Raw genomic sequence first — 15,366 nt, 5'->3', positions numbered from 1 at the left:
GGATGAATCAACGGGTAGATAAGCTGAGGGAGGAAAGCCTTCGGGCCAAGCCGCGCATCTCGGCGGAGCGTGCTCTGCTGATGACCGAGTTCTATGCCAACGCGGGCGCGATGTCTGCACCGATGCTACGGGCACGAGCCTTTCGACATCTCATGGAGCACAAGACAATCCATCTCGGACCCGGTGAGCTGATCGTGGGGGAGCGAGGCCCCATGCCAAAGGCCACCCCGACCTACCCCGAGTTGTGCTGCCATACCCTAGAGGACCTGGATCTACTCGACGCGCGAGAGAAGATCCCTTATGCCGTGGACGAGGACACGCGCAAGGCTTACGAGATATCGATCATCCCGTTCTGGAAGGGCAAGAGCCTGCGCGAAGCCATCTTCGATGCCATGACGCCAGAGTGGAAGGATGCGTACAGCGCCGGCATCTTCACAGAGTTCATGGAGCAACGAGCTCCCGGTCACACCGTAGCCGATGACAAGATCTATCGCTTCGGCCTACGTGACTTCCAGCGGCGCATAGCGGCACGCATCGAACAGCTGGACTTCCTCGCCGACCCAGAAGCTTTCGAGAAGCACGAGCAGCTACGTGCGATGTCGGTGTGCTGCGATGCGCTGATACGCTTTGCCGAGCGCCATGCCGAAGAGGCCGAGAGACGGGCTGCACTAGAAGGCGATGACACGCGGAAAGCCGAGCTGCTACGTATCGCCGAAGTCTGTCGGCATGTGCCAGCGAATGCACCTCGCGACTTCCACGAGGCGCTGCAGATGTACTGGTTCGTGCATCTCGGCGTGATCACCGAACTGAACACGTGGGACTCTTTCAGCCCTGGCCGACTCGATCAGCACCTTCTCCCATTCTACCGCCGCGGCCTCGAAGATGGGACGCTGACGGAGGATTCTGCAAAGGAGCTTCTGCAGTGCCTATGGGTCAAGTTCAATAATCAGCCTGCACCACCCAAGGTAGGTGTGACCGCTGCCGAGAGTGGTACATACACCGATTTCGCTAACATCAGCCACGGTGGGTTGCGGCCCGACGGGTCGGACGGCGTGAACGATGTCACCTATCTGATGCTGGACGTAGTGGACGAGATGCGCTTGCTGCAGCCGAGCACCAATATCCAGCTGAGCAAGCGGAACCCCGACCGTTTCCTCCACCGTGCCCTGAGGATCGTGAGGAAGGGATGGGGTCAACCATCGCTCTTCAATGCCGATGCGGTAGTGGAGGAGCTACTACGCCAGGGTAAGAGCCTGGAAGATGCTCGGTGTGGTGGTACGAGTGGCTGTGTCGAGACGGGTGCGTTCGGAAAAGAAGCGTACATCCTAACAGGCTACTTCAACCTGCCCAAGGTGCTCGAGATTGCACTCAACAACGGGGTAGACCCACGGACTGGCAAGCGGTTAGGCATCGAGACTGGCGACGCTGCCAACTTCTCGAGCTTCGATCAGGTGTTCGCCGCCTTCACAGCACAGATGCGGCACTTCGTGGACATAAAAGTCCGCGGTAGCAACGTGATCGAGCGGCTGTACGCGCAGCGCATGCCTGCTCCGTTCCTCTCGGTGATCATAGACGATTGCATCGAGAAGGCGAAGGACTATAACGCCGGGGGCGCGCGATACAACACGAGCTACATACAGGGTGTGGGAATCGGCACCATTACCGACTCGCTTGCCGCCATACGCCACCATGTATTTCAGAGACGTTCCGTACGCCTCGTCAATCTGCTCGCAGCCATGCAATCGAACTTCGCAGACGAAGAGCCGCTGCGCCAGATGCTGGTAAACAAGAGCCCGAAGTACGGCAATGACGACGACTGCGCGGACGACTTGATGGTGGCCGCCTTCGATGCCTACTATGATGCGGTGAACGGACGACCGAACACGCGAGGAGGTTGCTATCGCATCAACATGCTGCCCACCACCTGTCATGTCTACTTCGGTTCGGTTACCGGTGCCACGGCGGACGGGCGTAGGGCAGGGGAGCCGCTCTCTGAGGGCATCTCGCCCGTGCAAGGCATGGACCGTCACGGCCCGACCGCCGTGCTGAAGTCCGCGTCGAAGATGGACCACCTGCGCACAGGTGGTACGCTGCTCAACATGAAGTTCACGCCACGGCTGCTCGAGGGCGACGATGGAATCGAGCGGCTTGGCCACCTCGTACGCACGTACTTCCGGCTGGACGGCCACCATGTGCAGTTCAACGTAGTGACTGCGGAGACCCTGCGGGAAGCGAAGCGGGATCCCGAGAAGCATCGCGATCTAATCGTGCGCGTGGCGGGCTACAGCGACTACTTCTGCGACCTGAGCGCTGCCCTGCAAGACGAGATCATCGCACGTACCGAACACGGTGACATATGATATCCTACCCAGGTGGCCAGGTGAGGCGCCGTCCGGCGAGCAAGTGTGCGTGCAGGTGGCCGACGGTCTGCCCGCCATCGGGTCCGACGTTCAACACGACTCGATACCCACTCTCCGCGAAGCCCTCGCTACGTGCAATCGCGGCAGCCGCTAGCAGCATTTCGCCCAGCAGCCCGGCATCTTCCGCAGTAGCTCCGTCCAAGTTCGCGACATGCCGTCGAGGGATGATCAGAATGTGCGAAGGGGCGACAGGGTTCAGGTCCCGAAATGCCACCGTGTTCGCCGTCTCGTGCACGTATTGAGAAGGCGCCTCCTTCGATGCGATCTTACAGAATATGCAGCCGTCCATTCGTCCTCCTTGCGTTGTGTGGTGTCACAGTCTCCACGATCTGCCCCGTCATGCCTCGCGCTCCGTCAGCGAGAACTCGGACCGTGACGAGATCACCTACCAGCTCGCCAGGCCCGGGAAACTCCAACTCGAGGTAGTTGTCGGAGTGCCCCTTCAGCAGACCGACTGCTCGCTGCGCGCTTTCGACTAACACTCGCAGATCGCGCCCTATGAACCCGGTCCGGTAGGCACGGCCGGAGTCCGCAGTGACATCCGCTACCATCTTGCTCCGTCTCATCTTCTCTTCATGCGGCACTGGATCCCCCAGCTCCTCAGCGGGTGTGCCGGGACGAGAGGAGTACCGGAATACGTGCGCAGCTAGGTATCCCACTGTTTTTACCACGCCGACGGTCTCTCCCAACGCAACCTCGTCCTCCGTCGGAAACCCCACCATGATGTCCGTGGTGATGGCCAGATCGCGCACGCGAGCCTTCGCCTCCGAGCACCGTGCTACATACTCGTCGCGCGTGTAAGGTCGTCCCATATCTAGCAGCACCCGGTCGCTGCCGGATTGCAGGGGGATGTGTAGGTGTGGACACATCTTGGGTTCCTCACGCATCAGTCGTATCAGCTCGTCAGAGACCTGTGTCACCTCGATTGAGCTGATACGTATGCGTTGCAAACGTCGAATGTCCGCGAGTTTAACGCACAGTCCGGTCAGATCCGGCCCGCCGCTCCCGGTGAGTGGTCCGTAATCGCCGATCAGCACGCCAGTCAGTACCACCTCGCGATGCCCCTCCGCTACCAATCCCTCCACCTCGTCTACTAACTCGTGCCATGGCCGACTCTCGAGCACAGGGCGGGTGTAGGGGATCGAGCAGTAGGAGCAAAAGATGTTGCAACCGTCCTGCACCTTCACCACCGCCCGCGTACGCCGCTGCACCCGAGCAATTGCAGCATCCGTGCACGGAGCGGCAGTCTGACCGGCGAACTCCGGAAAGGCCCGCAGGAAGTGCGTAACGGTCTCCAGTTTCTCCGGATTCGCTACCACCAGATCGGCTTCTGGAACCAGCCGGCCCGCCCGCGCTGCCGCCTGCGCCTCGCATCCGGTCACAACTAGCTTCGCCGATGGGTTGGTGCGTTTCGCCCGCCGCATCATCTGCCGTGACTTGCTGGAAGCCACTGCCGTGACGGAGCAGGTGTTCACCACGTACACGTTCGCGGTCTCTTCGAATGGCACCACGCGGAACCCGCGACGCTCGAAGCTCTCCGCGATACGACGCGTCTCGTACTGGTTGACCTTGCAGCCTAGGGTAGTGAATGCAACCGTCAGCACGCGGCGATCCTACCCGACAGGCCGAGTGTCATAATCCGCGCATGGACTGGCCAGGCTTGTGGGATTCGCCGGCGCTCGGTGACCGCCTCCAGCGAGCCGCCCTGCTCCCAGCATCGCACCTCTACGCGCTTGGCTGGCGGCTGTACCTCGGTTGGTATGCCCTGGGTTTTCGGAAGCGCTACAAGGTCCCGGTGCCCGTGGTTTGCGTGGGCGGAATCTCGGTGGGAGGGACCGGGAAGACGCCCGTCACCATTGCAGTCGGCCAACTCCTGCAGCGTGCCGGGCTTCGTGTTACCATCTCGTGTAGCGGCTACGGTGGATCGTCTGTCTTTGCGTCGGTTCCGCCAGGCCAAGAAGCGGCGCCCCACATGGTCGGCGATGAGGCGGTGCTTCTGCGCGAGGCGCTTTCCGATGCTCATCTCATCGTATGCAAAGACCGGGTGCGGATGGCCAAGACGGTCGAGCTGCACTCCGACGTGGACGTCATCCTGATGGACGATGGCTTCCAGCACCTGCCACTCGCCCGCACGTTGGACCTGGTGGTGTTGGACGGCGCACGCCCCTTTGGAAACGGCCGATGTCTGCCCGCGGGTCCGCTGCGTGAGCCGAAAAGCTGCCTTCGGCGCGCGAGCGCGCTGTTCGTCGTGGGTGACCGCACTCCCGACAGCCTGCCGCCGCTCCCTACCTTCCACGTGATACGGCGACCAAAGGAGTTGCGCTCGCTAGACGGGACCCAGCGACGGGAGCTCGCTCTGCTTCGGGGGGAGAAGGTGCTGGCCGTCTCCGGGATTGGCAACCCAGAACGCTTCGAGCAGACCCTACGGGATCTGGGGGCGTCGGTGACCAGCCTCCGCTTCGGTGACCACCATGACTACAGCGCCACCGACCTCGACATGCTGGCCCGGACTACCTCCGTTACGACAGAGAAGGACGCGGTGAAGCTCCGTTCTCTGCCAGTGGAACTAAACATCTGGGTGCTGCGGGAGGAAGTGGTTTTCGCCAACGAGCGCGCCGTGCAGGACTTCCTGCTCACTGCAATCAGCGGCGAGTCCCATGTGAAGTAGCCAACACCATCCTCGCGTCCAAGGGCTACTCAGGACGATCACCGAGTCCCTCGCGACAGCAGTCGCTCGACCTCCGCGAGCTGTTCGGGGGTGTCGACCGCAGGGCCTGCCGGGCGTCGCACTCGGGTGAGCGCCATCGTGTAGCCATGCTCCAGCAGGCGAAGCTGCTCCAGACCTTCGGCCTTCTCCAGCGGGGTCTGTTTCAGATGTGGGAATTGCATGATCGTGTCGCGATTGAAGGCGTAGACGCCGAGGTGTCGAAGTGCGCGCTGCTGTCGCGAACGTGGATAGGGAACTTGCGACCGTGAGAAATACAGCGCGTAGCCCCAGACGTCCAGAACCACTTTCACGACGTTCGGGTCCGTCTCTTCCGGAAGAGTACAAGGACAGCATAGACTGGCGGAGTCCGGCGGGTGGGTTCGTAGCATCGGGCGCATGACGGCCTCCACATCTTGTGTGCGGATCAGCGGCTCGTCGCCCTGGACGTTGATGTAGATATCGCCCAGCGTGGATGCAGCAACTTCGGCAACCCGATCGGTTCCTGTGGGGCAGGCAGGATTGGAGGGGACCGCGTCTGCGCCGAAGCGCGCCGCAGCTTCCAGAATCTCGGGGTCGGGGCTCGAGATGTACACCTCGTCCACCACGCGAGCCTCTACCACACGCTCCCACACGTGTTGCAGCATGGGCTTGCCGGCGATCTGAGCAAGCGGCTTGCCCGGGAAGCGCGTGCTGCCCATTCGAGCGGGAATGACGGCGACGACGTAGGCCATAAGTACAACGCCCCGGAGCGAAGTCCGGGGCGAAGTAGTCTTTCAGCCAGGAGGGCGCGGTTCATCACTGACGCCGCGCCCGGCGGCCGCTAAAACCTGCGACCCTCCTGGCGCATATCTGAATTACTCATCGTTCTGCACCACCCCCCTTTTCGCTGGGATGGCTGGATTATCTCACGCCGTCGGCATAGGAGTCAACAGCGTTTCTACCGGCGAGTCGCCAACCACTGGGCCAAGGCCTCTAGGTCACCATCGGGCAAGTGCGCATAGCTGGGCATATCGCTGTCCGGCGATTTGGACCGCGGATCCCGCAAATGGGCGAGGTGCCATTCGGCGTCGTTCCGGCCCGCTTTGTCCAACTCTGGACCGGGTGTGGGCGAGCCCTTGCCCTGGTACCGGTGGCAGTTCATGCAACCGTGCTTGGCGAAGAGGGCTTCACCGTCCACGGCCGACGTGTCGCTCCGCGCCTGCTGAGTGCCTGCTCCGCCTCCTGATTGGGGCTTCACCGCCTCTCCCCCTGAGGACGTAGGCCCACAGCCTGCCGCAAACAAAGCGAGCGCGATGCCCAGCGACAGCGCAACCCGATCACATTCCACTCCGGTTTCCTCCCCTTCGAGGTTACCCCGGAACCTTGGCGACGGTCGCACATTGGTCCCTAAGCTACCGCTACCTCTTGGCTCAAGTACCGCTTGCATACCTCTACCAGCTTCCTCAGTGCCCGCTCGCCCACTTCGTCCTCTTCCGTCGCCGAGGCGAGGGCCAACTCGAGCAGTGCGAACGCCTCTTCCTTCGTAAGACTGAGCGCCATTGTCATCCTCGCTCTCCTTGCAGGCTCCATCTGGGCTGCCTGTTCTGTCCAGATTACACTCGGACTTTGATTTTCGTTGCGCTTCGAGCCATGGACCTAAGATTATTCAAGACCCGAATTGACTTTTTTCATACGCGCATCCTGCTGGGCCAAAGGCACGCTCGGAGCGCCCAACGGCACGAAACTTGCTGGCTACAGCTCTGGGAGTGGAACACAATGAACCGATCTAGGCCCCGCGCCTTCACGCTCATCGAGTTGTTGGTGGTCATCGCCATCATCACGGTGCTTGCCGCCATTCTCTTCCCCGTATTCTCGCGGGCCCGGGAGCATGGTAAGCAGGTCGTGTGCGGACAGCAGATGCGCCAAGTGGGAATGGCCATCACGATGTACTACGGTGACCATGACGACGTGCTGCCCATCACGTGGTTGTGGGATCGGCCTTGGTGCGCAGACAACGCCTCGTGGAAGCAGATCACCAAGCCATACCAGAAGGCGGACGAGCTATACGCCTGCCCCAGCTTCGAGGGCAAAGGTGTGGACTGTCGCGATTACTACGCCAATCCCCAAGTGAGGTACTTGGGGCAGTACGGTATCAATAACTGGGCGTACATCGATGTCTTTACCGACGTCAACCCCAACGTCGCCGACTATCAGGAGCATAAGACCGCACGAGTGAACGGCGTCGAGGTGCCTAGCGAGACCGTCATCGTGACGGAGAACGGCGACGGTGACTGGATCGCAGAACCGGAAGCCTACAAGTGCATGGACACGATTCTCGGTACCCGCATCTTCACTGCGGACTACGGCATCGTGAAGTACCGCCACGGTGGCAAGAAGTCCGCGATGGTAGCGTTCGTAGACGGCCACGCGAAGGTGATGACACGCGACCAACTCCATGCGAACAACTGCTACGTCTGGTGGCGGAAGAAGAGGTAGTGCGACGAGTCTCGAACTGGATGCTGTCCCCAGGAGCGCGGATCCGCTGACAGGATGGATAGGCGATCAAGCGCTCGTCACATAGCGCTCAACACTCACCTCTCGCGAAATACTCATGTAACACCCATCGAGCTGCCCGTCCCATCGAGCTGCCCGTCATGCTGAGCCTGTCGAAGCATGACCCCACTCGCCGCGAACCTAGCGCCCAGTCTCGATCACACAGGGGCACATGCTGTCATGCTTCGACAGGCTCAGCATGACGACGAGCGGCCAAACCAACTTCACGCCATGACGGCTGACTTATACATCCATCCGTCATGGCGGATTAGGCGCTGAGCGCTCCCTCCCCTTGGAACGCAGCGAAAGCAAGAGGGTTGGGGTGTATCAGATCCTACGCTTCGTCCCGCGGCTGCGCACCTACGGCAAGAGGCGTTGATCTCTACACTGTCCCATCCTAGCCCTAGGGTGGAGTCTAACGCGAGAAACACACGCACATATTGAGATATCCCCCACCACTGCGAGTGGTGAGGGATAGGGCATCTAGCAGGAGACAGCGATCAATACCACCAGGTAACGGACAGATAGCCCCAGTCCGAGTTCTGCGCACTGCCGCCGTTGATGGTTTTGATGAAATTGCCGGGGAAGAAGCGCGCGACGCCGATCTCCGCCGCCCAAGCCTTGTTAGGTTTGTAGGTGAGGATGAGGTCGAGCTCGCGTCCAACGTCCTTGCCCGCCGCGCCTGTCGGATCCTGATAGGGCCCACCAGCGCCCGTGTTGATACCACCGGTCGCCCCATACCATGCATCCTTCGCGTTGTCTAGCCGGAACCAGTGGTGTGCGGCACGGAACTGCCAGTTCTTCGCGGGTACAGCCGTCACATCAACCATGAACGCGCGCATGTTCCGCCATCCCTGATAGTCGGCTATCCCGTACTCAGGATGCACGATGGCGAAGAGCTGGTCGAACGTCTTGTACTTGTCGTCGGCGGGATCCCCCCCGGAAGCATAGGTGATTTCGAACCCGAGTCGCGGTTTCCAAGGGGCCGCAATCGTATAGCCGCCGGTTAGGTACGCTCCCATCGCTTCGATGTTTTTGTCACCGTAGTCACCACCCTGGATGGCTGCCTCGGCGATGAAGTCCAAGCCGTTCTTCAGCTTCCGCTCCGCCCGAGCTCCGAAGGTATGCACGGTGTGGGAGAGCCCCGACAGATTGTCGTGCTTGTAGATGTAGTACACCTCGGCGGGTCCTTCCTTCGACTTCCACTCACCGAAGACTAAGCCGATATCAGGATGCCGCGGCCGTCGCCCAGCCGAACCGATGGTCCCACCGAAGGCCGTGACGCTAAGATGGCTCGTGAGAGCATGGTCTATTCGCAAGCCGTCGTAGGATCGTCCGAAGTTGCTCCAATAGCCCGCTCCGAAGAGGCGCTTGCGCCCCATCGTCACATCCTGTCGACCGCCGCGCACTTTCCACGTTTTCGTGCTGTCCTGAAACTCCGCGTAGGCTTGATAGACGTCGAAGTAGTGGTCGTTATCGTTGCGTGTCGGGGTGTAGTACTGGTCGTACGACTCCTGCGGCTGCAAGAAGAGGGAGATCCCCTGCTCCTCGTTGAACATCCGCAGTCCGAGGCGCAAGCGACCGAAGATGTCGTCACGACGGTCGTTCAGGGCGTCGAAGAAGTCGCGGTTGTCGCGTGCCTCGCCACGCACTCGCGCCTCGATGGAGACCTCATAATCCCAGCCGTCCTGGGCGAATGTACACACCACAGCGAGAAGCGCCGCGAGGGCGAGTCCGAAGCGAATGCCGATCCTGGTCATGATGAATCCTCCTTGAAATGGCATCCCAACGTGATTATGCTCGCACAGGCGCCGAAAAGTGCAACATACCCATTCAACTCTCGGCCACGAGAGCCGGTGCAGTTTGCACCACGGCGTGGTCATCTCGAACACCGAACTCACCCCGTGGCGCGGCCTTGAGTATCGCCTTCAGATAACGCCCGGTGTATGTCCCCCTCGTGGCTGCCACCTGTTCCGGTGTGCCCTCCGCAATCACTTGGCCTCCCTCGTCGCCACCCTCGGGCCCCATGTCCAACACCCAGTCGGCAGTCTTGATCACGTCCAGGTTGTGCTCGATCACGATTACGGAGTTGCCCTGGTCCACCAAGCGGTGCAACACTCCGAGCAACTTGTTCACGTCCTCGAAGTGCAGCCCCGTTGTCGGCTCGTCCAGGATGTATACGGTGCGGCCGGTGCTCCGCTTCGAGAGGTGGTCGGCCAATTTGATGCGCTGCGCCTCGCCTCCCGACAGCGTGGTGGCGGGTTGGCCGAGTCGGATGTAACCCAGCCCGACATCCATCAGCGTGCCGATCTTGCGTTTGAGCGGCGGCACGGGCCCGAAGAACTCTAGAGCTTCTTCCACCGTCATCTCCAATACCTCGGCGATGGACTTTCCCTTGTACTTCACTTCCAGCGTCTCGCGGTTGTAGCGTTTGCCCTTGCACACCTCGCACGGCACGTACACGTCGGGGAGGAAGTGCATCTCTATCTTGATGATGCCATCGCCTTGACACGCCTCGCAGCGACCACCCTTTACGTTGAAGCTGAACCGCCCGGGCTTGTAGCCGCGCACCCGTGCATCCGTCGTGCGCGCAAACAGATCGCGGATCATATTGAACGCACCGGTATAGGTGGCTGGATTGCTACGCGGTGTGCGACCAATCGGCGACTGGTCAATGTCCACCACCTTGTCCACGTGCTCGATGCCCTCGATGCCGTCGTGCGGTCCCCACACAGTTCGAGTGCCGTACACGTGGTACATCAGACGTGGAAACAGCGTCTCCTGTATTAGTGTGGACTTGCCGCTGCCCGATACGCCGGTCACACACACGAACACGCCTAGGGGGATCCGTGCCTCTATGTTCTTCAGGTTGTGCGCTCGAGCCCCGTGGATGATGAACCACCGATCGTTGACGGGCCTGCGCCGTGACGGCACCGGGATCGCTCGTTCCCCCCGCAAGTATGCGCCAGTGATGCTGCCGGGCGTGCGGCGAATCTGCTCTACCGTGCCTTCCGCCACCACGTGTCCGCCGTGCTCGCCGGCCCCCGGACCGAGGTCAATGATGTGGTCGGCGGCCAGCATGGTCTCTTCGTCGTGCTCGACCACGATCACGGTGTTGCCGAGGTCTCGCAGCCGCTCCAACGTGCCAATCAGCTTACGGTTGTCCCGCTGGTGCAAGCCGATCGAGGGCTCGTCCAGAATGTACAGCACACCCATGAGCCCGCTCCCAATCTGTGTCGCGAGCCGGATGCGCTGTGCCTCTCCGCCGGCCAATGTCCGCGCCGTCCTGTCGAGCGTCAGATAACCGACGCCCACACCGGCCAAAAAGTCCAATCGCTCGCGTATCTCTTTGATCAGTCGGCTCGCGATGAAACGCTCGCGCTCGCGCAGTTCCTTCGGCAGATGGGCGAAGAATGCCGCGGCCTGGCTCACCGACATCGAGGTGACGTCCGAGATGGCCCGCCCGTTCAATGTCACAGACAGGGCTTCCGGCTTCAGCCGCTTGCCTCCGCACGCGGGGCAGGGGCGCTCCGCCATGTACTGCTCCAGGTCCTGCTTCACCCAGTCCGATTCTGTTTGGTCGTACTTCTTGCGCAGTATGGCTTTTACACCCGGGAAGTCCGTCTCGAAGTACCTCGCGCGTCCGAACCGGCTGCCCAGGCGGACCGAAACCTTGCCCTCCACTCCGTCCATCAGCGCCGCCACGTGCTCGGGAGCCAGATCCCGGAAAGGAGTGTCTATGTCGAAGCCGACGCGCTCCGCCACAGCTTCGAACAGCTCGTGGTACCAAGACTTCGGCTCCCCGCTCTTGTACATGAAGGGCGCTAACGCTCCTTCGCTCACCGACTTGCTCGTGTCCGGCACCATGAGCTGAATATCGAACTCGCGCCGGAACCCCAGGCCCGTGCACTCGGAACACGCACCGTATGGGCTGTTGAACGAGAAGGTCCGCGGCTCGATCTCGCCTATACTGATGTCGCAGCGAGGGCAGGCAAACTGTTCCGAAAACATGCGTTCGTCGCCGTTCGGGCCTAGAATCACGAGGTGTCCCTTGCCCAACCGCAACCCGGTCTCGATGGAGTCCGCTAGCCGCTGCTCGATACCCTCCTTCACCACCAGGCGGTCCACCACTGCCTCGACGGTGTGCTGTTTGTAGCGGTCCATCGGGATGTCGTCGGTCACCTCGTAGATCAGGCCGTCCACTCGCACGCGCACGAAACCTTGCCGATGCACATCCTGCAACACCTGCCTGTACTCACCCTTTCGCCCTCGAACGAGTGGGGCGAGCACCTGAATCTTGCTGCCCGTGGGGAGCCCCAGCACTGCATCTGTGATCTGCTCCACGGACTGTCGAGTGATGGGTTCACCGCATTGAGGGCAGTGGGGAGTGCCCACCCTTGCGAAGAGCACGCGAAGGTAGTCGTAAATCTCGGTCACTGTGCCGACAGTGGAGCGGGGGTTCTTGCTGGCGCCCTTCTGGTCAATCGAGACAGCGGGAGATAGGCCGTCTATGTGGTCAACGTCCGGCTTGTCCATCTGTCCCAAGAACTGGCGCGCATAGGCGGAGAGGCTCTCGACGTAGCGGCGCTGCCCCTCGGCGTAGATAGTGTCGAATGCGAGGCTAGACTTGCCCGAACCGGAGAGCCCAGTGATGACCACGAGTTTGTCCCGCGGGATCTCGACGGTGATGTTCTTCAGGTTGTGCTGTCGTGCTCCAACGACAACGATCTTGTCTTGCGGCATCTGCCTCCCCTTTTTGGCAAACGATCATTGTACACGGCATGCGGCGTGGGACCTAACGCCGGTTGTGTAAGTGATGGGGGTAAACTACGTTACGATTTCTTCCTGCGCTGCCTGCCAGGCCGAGTAGACCTGGGATGCGCACAGCATCACGAGAATCAGACTCGTCCAGGACACGTGCCATGCGAAGGTAGACATGAAGTCGAGTGCGGCGTGCAAATACGACGCGTCTCGAACCCTCTGCCGAGCCATCCACGAAAGCACGCAGCCCGCCAGTGAGCCCACTCCGGCGCCCAGCACCAGCCAGGGGCCGACATCGAGGTCCTTCCGAAACGCGGCAAGGAATACCAGCGCGGTAGCCCAGGCCAGCAACGAGAGGGCGAGGGCGACATAAGCAAACACGAGACCCGCCAGCGCTCGTCGGTCGGCGAGAGACGGCTCTTTGGGTCCCGGAGGCACTTCCTCCGCACGCATCAGTTCCGCAGCCTCAGATACCAAGACCTAGTCGGTGAACCTCTTGAACAGGATGGTGGCGTTGTGCCCTCCGAACCCGAACGAGTTGGACAGCACCACGTTCACCCTGGCATCCCGAGCCGTGTTGGGCACGTAGTCCAGGTCGCACTCGGGGTCGGGTACCTCGTAGTTAATGGTCGGCGGCAGCGTGTTGGTCTGGATAGCCATAAGGCAGGCGGCGGCCTCTACCGCCCCTGCTGCTCCCAGCAGATGCCCGACCATGGACTTGGTGGAGCTGATGGCGAGCTTCCGAGCGTGATCCCCGAATGCCCGCTTGATGGCCAACGTCTCCAGCTTGTCGTTCAGCGGCGTCGAGGTGCCGTGGGCGTTGATGTAGTCCACCGACTCGGGCTTCATCTCCGCGGTCTGGAGAGCCATGCGCATTGCTCGGTAAGCTCCGTCACCCTCCGGGTCGGGCTGCGTGATGTGAAAAGCGTCGCCAGTCATGCCGTATCCTACGATCTCAGCGTAGATTCTCGCTCCACGAGCCTTCGCGATCTCCAAGCGCTCGAGCACCAGCACGCCCGCCCCTTCCGCCATCAGGAAACCGTCCCGCTCCTTGTCGAACGGCCGGCTGGCGTGCTGCGGGTCGTCGTTGCGGAAGGTTACGGCTTTGGCAGCGCAGAACCCACCGAGGCCCGTCTTCGTAATCGGTGCTTCCGCTCCGCCCGCGAACATCACGTCCGCGTCTCCACGGCGGATTATGTGATAAGCGTCCCCGATGGCGTTCGTGCCGGTCGAGCACGCGGTCACCACGCACGAATTCGGCCCCTTCGCGCCGAGATAAATGGACACCATGCCCGAGCCCATGTCCGGGATCATCATGGGAACGAGAAGAGGGCTCACCCGCCCGGGGCCCTTTTCCATCAGCACGTCGTACTCGGCTTCCAACTTGCCGATGCCACCGATGCCCGAGCCGATCATCACCCCTATGCGCTCCGCGTTCGACTCGTCAATCGTCAGGCCAGCGTCTTGCCGAGCCATCTCGGTAGCCGCGATGCCGAACTGCGTGAAACGGTCGGACCTTCGGGCCGTCTTCGGGTCCATAAAGGGACCGGGGTCGAAGCCCTTGACTTCGGCAGCAATCCTGCAGTCGTATGCCGAAGCGTCCATCAGGGTGATAGGACCTGCGCCCGACCTGCCTTCGAGGCAGCCCTCCCAGAACTCGCGCAGGTTTAGCCCGATGGGAGTGACGACGCCGATGCCCGTGACGACGACGCGGTGAGCCGGTTGCGTGCGTTCAGCCATCAGATGCGCCGTCGGCTAGCCCAGCTTGCCGGAGATGTACTCCACGGCATCACCGACGGTCTTGATCTTGTCCACGTCCTCGTCCGGAATCTCGACCCCGAACTCCTCCTCCAACTTCATCACCAGCTCGACGACGTCCAACGAGTCGGCATTGAGGTCGCCCTGAAACGACGTCGTCGGTGTAAGCTCCTCCGGCTTTACGTGCAACTGCTCCACTGCGTGCTTCACGACGCGCTCATAGATTGCCTGGTCCATAAGTTCACTCCCTTCCGTGCTGCGGCCCCCGCCTTCCGGCGGCCCGGTCCCCTACAGCGTTAGCCCTCCGTCTACCACCAGCGTTTGCCCCGTGACAAACCCGGCGTCATCGGATAGCAAGAAACTGACCACGCCCGCGACGTCCTCGACCGATCCGAGGCGGCGTAGCGGCGCGTGCTCCTCCGCCCAGCTTCGAAACTCTTCCGGCAGGTCCCGGGTCATTTCGGTCTGAATGTATCCTGGAGCGACGGCGTTGCATGTGATACCCCGCGAGCCGAGTTCCTTCGCAACACTCTTGGTCAGCCCAATCAGCCCGGCCTTACTCGCAGCATAATTCGCCTGCGCCACCTGCCCACCGAGACCTACGATGCTGCTCACGTTCACGATGCGCCCAAAGCGGTTCTTCATCATCGAGCGCGTGACCTGACGCGTGCACAGAAAAGCTCCGCGCAGGTTCACGTTGATCACGCTGTCCCAGTCCTCGTCCTTCATCCGCAGCAGGAGTTGGTCGCGGGTGATGCCCGCATTGTTCACCAGATAGTGAATGTCGCCGAGTTCCTGAGTCACCAAGCCGAAGGCGCGCTCGACTTCCTCGGTCTTCGAAACGTCGGCCGCCACGCCCACGGAACGCCTTCCGAGGGCGCGGATGCGCTCCACACCCGCGGCGACGCACTCGGGAGACACGGAGATGATGGCGACGTCGGCGCCTTCCTCGGCCAGCCGCAGCGCGACCGCCAACCCGATGCCCCGGCAGCCGCCGGTGACCAAGGCGGTCCGATCCTTGTGTCGCATGAGGCTCAGTTTACCGCGCCTTGTCCCCCCGCCAACCGGCCTTCGTCTTCCGGTCCATCCAAACCCCGCCCGTGGAGCGAAGGGGAAGCTCGCCTCGCCTCGACGTTTTACCATGTTCGCGGGGAGGGTCTGTCCCGATTCATCGGGACTGGGGTGGGG

Annotated in this window: 14 protein-coding genes; 3 read left to right on the top strand and 11 right to left on the bottom strand. The window is 61.6% G+C overall.

The annotated features are described in order from the left end of the window. Positions 1 to 2 precede the first annotated feature (2 nt). A complete protein-coding gene (locus tag HRF45_11345; GenBank protein ID MEP0767122.1) occupies positions 3 to 2,360 on the top strand; it encodes a glycyl radical protein in 2,358 nt (785 codons plus the stop codon). A 4-nt stretch (positions 2,361 to 2,364) separates the two neighbouring features. Here HRF45_11345 and HRF45_11340 read toward each other — a convergent pair whose 3' ends face one another. Next, complete coding sequence (locus HRF45_11340) at positions 2,365 to 2,709, bottom strand: histidine triad nucleotide-binding protein (protein MEP0767121.1); 345 nt, start codon at positions 2,707 to 2,709, stop codon at positions 2,365 to 2,367. Continuing rightward, positions 2,687 to 4,024, bottom strand: a complete 1,338-nt coding sequence (gene mtaB, locus HRF45_11335; GenBank protein MEP0767120.1) for a tRNA (N(6)-L-threonylcarbamoyladenosine(37)-C(2))-methylthiotransferase MtaB — start codon at positions 4,022 to 4,024, stop codon at positions 2,687 to 2,689. The genes HRF45_11340 and mtaB overlap by 23 nt, the downstream gene beginning before the upstream one ends. Here mtaB and lpxK point away from each other — a divergent pair. Beyond that, complete coding sequence (lpxK, locus tag HRF45_11330) at positions 4,009 to 5,088, top strand: tetraacyldisaccharide 4'-kinase (GenBank protein ID MEP0767119.1); 1,080 nt, start codon at positions 4,009 to 4,011, stop codon at positions 5,086 to 5,088. The two genes, mtaB and lpxK, sit on opposite strands and share 16 nt — an antisense overlap. 38 nt (positions 5,089 to 5,126) lie before the next feature. Here lpxK and kdsB read toward each other — a convergent pair whose 3' ends face one another. From kdsB to HRF45_11315, 3 genes are all read right to left on the bottom strand, one after another. Then, positions 5,127 to 5,858, bottom strand: a complete 732-nt coding sequence (gene kdsB, locus HRF45_11325; protein ID MEP0767118.1) for a 3-deoxy-manno-octulosonate cytidylyltransferase — start codon at positions 5,856 to 5,858, stop codon at positions 5,127 to 5,129. A gap of 206 nt (positions 5,859 to 6,064) precedes the next feature. After that, positions 6,065 to 6,454: a cbb3-type cytochrome c oxidase subunit II gene (locus HRF45_11320; protein MEP0767117.1), complete on the bottom strand. Its 390-nt coding sequence runs from the start codon at positions 6,452 to 6,454 to the stop codon at positions 6,065 to 6,067. 59 nt (positions 6,455 to 6,513) lie between these two features. Next, entirely contained in the window at positions 6,514 to 6,672 is a 159-nt protein-coding gene (locus tag HRF45_11315; GenBank protein MEP0767116.1) for a hypothetical protein, read from the bottom strand. Between the two features lie 210 nt (positions 6,673 to 6,882). Here HRF45_11315 and HRF45_11310 point away from each other — a divergent pair, with 210 nt between their 5' ends. Next, on the top strand, positions 6,883 to 7,602 hold the full coding sequence (locus HRF45_11310) for a type II secretion system protein (protein ID MEP0767115.1): 720 nt from the start codon (positions 6,883 to 6,885) through the stop codon (positions 7,600 to 7,602). A gap of 557 nt (positions 7,603 to 8,159) precedes the next feature. Here HRF45_11310 and HRF45_11305 read toward each other — a convergent pair. The 6 genes from HRF45_11305 to fabG all read right to left on the bottom strand — a co-directional run bounded on the left by HRF45_11305 (position 8,160) and on the right by fabG (position 15,207). Continuing rightward, positions 8,160 to 9,419, bottom strand: a complete 1,260-nt coding sequence (locus HRF45_11305; protein ID MEP0767114.1) for an alginate export family protein — start codon at positions 9,417 to 9,419, stop codon at positions 8,160 to 8,162. A gap of 73 nt (positions 9,420 to 9,492) precedes the next feature. Next, positions 9,493 to 12,402 carry an excinuclease ABC subunit UvrA gene (gene uvrA / locus HRF45_11300; GenBank protein ID MEP0767113.1) on the bottom strand — a complete coding sequence of 970 codons (2,910 nt, stop codon included), beginning with the start codon at positions 12,400 to 12,402 and terminating at the stop codon, positions 9,493 to 9,495. A gap of 84 nt (positions 12,403 to 12,486) precedes the next feature. Further along, complete coding sequence (locus tag HRF45_11295; protein ID MEP0767112.1) at positions 12,487 to 12,873, bottom strand: hypothetical protein; 387 nt, start codon at positions 12,871 to 12,873, stop codon at positions 12,487 to 12,489. A 27-nt stretch (positions 12,874 to 12,900) separates the two neighbouring features. Further along, a complete protein-coding gene (gene fabF / locus HRF45_11290) occupies positions 12,901 to 14,160 on the bottom strand; it encodes a beta-ketoacyl-ACP synthase II (protein MEP0767111.1) in 1,260 nt (419 codons plus the stop codon). Between the two features lie 15 nt (positions 14,161 to 14,175). Beyond that, positions 14,176 to 14,415 (bottom strand): acyl carrier protein, encoded by a 240-nt coding sequence (gene acpP / locus HRF45_11285; protein MEP0767110.1) that lies wholly within the window; start codon positions 14,413 to 14,415, stop codon positions 14,176 to 14,178. A 51-nt stretch (positions 14,416 to 14,466) separates the two neighbouring features. Beyond that, on the bottom strand, positions 14,467 to 15,207 hold the full coding sequence (gene fabG / locus HRF45_11280) for a 3-oxoacyl-[acyl-carrier-protein] reductase (GenBank protein ID MEP0767109.1): 741 nt from the start codon (positions 15,205 to 15,207) through the stop codon (positions 14,467 to 14,469). Between the last annotated feature and the right edge of the window lie 159 nt (positions 15,208 to 15,366).

The sequence above is a fragment of the Fimbriimonadia bacterium genome, assembly GCA_039961735.1.
GTDB lineage: Bacteria > Armatimonadota > Fimbriimonadia > Fimbriimonadales > JABRVX01 > JABRVX01.
The sequence above is the reverse complement of the archived record's forward strand: the minus strand, read 5'-3'. Positions and strand labels throughout refer to the sequence as shown.

What these genes read in the sequence shown, in the direction of transcription:
- HRF45_11305 (MEP0767114.1), bottom strand. Translation starts at nt 9,419, where the DNA reads ATGACCAGGATCGGCATTCGCTTCGGACTCGCCCTCGCGGCGCTTCTC.
- fabF (MEP0767111.1), bottom strand. Translation starts at nt 14,160, where the DNA reads ATGGCTGAACGCACGCAACCGGCTCACCGCGTCGTCGTCACGGGCATC.
- uvrA (MEP0767113.1), bottom strand. Translation starts at nt 12,402, where the DNA reads ATGCCGCAAGACAAGATCGTTGTCGTTGGAGCACGACAGCACAACCTG.
- HRF45_11295 (MEP0767112.1), bottom strand. Translation starts at nt 12,873, where the DNA reads ATGCGTGCGGAGGAAGTGCCTCCGGGACCCAAAGAGCCGTCTCTCGCC.
- acpP (MEP0767110.1), bottom strand. Translation starts at nt 14,415, where the DNA reads ATGGACCAGGCAATCTATGAGCGCGTCGTGAAGCACGCAGTGGAGCAG.
- fabG (MEP0767109.1), bottom strand. Translation starts at nt 15,207, where the DNA reads ATGCGACACAAGGATCGGACCGCCTTGGTCACCGGCGGCTGCCGGGGC.
- lpxK (MEP0767119.1), top strand. Translation starts at nt 4,009, where the DNA reads ATGCAACCGTCAGCACGCGGCGATCCTACCCGACAGGCCGAGTGTCAT.
- HRF45_11310 (MEP0767115.1), top strand. Translation starts at nt 6,883, where the DNA reads ATGAACCGATCTAGGCCCCGCGCCTTCACGCTCATCGAGTTGTTGGTG.
- HRF45_11340 (MEP0767121.1), bottom strand. Translation starts at nt 2,709, where the DNA reads ATGGACGGCTGCATATTCTGTAAGATCGCATCGAAGGAGGCGCCTTCT.
- HRF45_11315 (MEP0767116.1), bottom strand. Translation starts at nt 6,672, where the DNA reads ATGACAATGGCGCTCAGTCTTACGAAGGAAGAGGCGTTCGCACTGCTC.
- kdsB (MEP0767118.1), bottom strand. Translation starts at nt 5,858, where the DNA reads ATGGCCTACGTCGTCGCCGTCATTCCCGCTCGAATGGGCAGCACGCGC.
- HRF45_11345 (MEP0767122.1), top strand. Translation starts at nt 3, where the DNA reads ATGAATCAACGGGTAGATAAGCTGAGGGAGGAAAGCCTTCGGGCCAAG.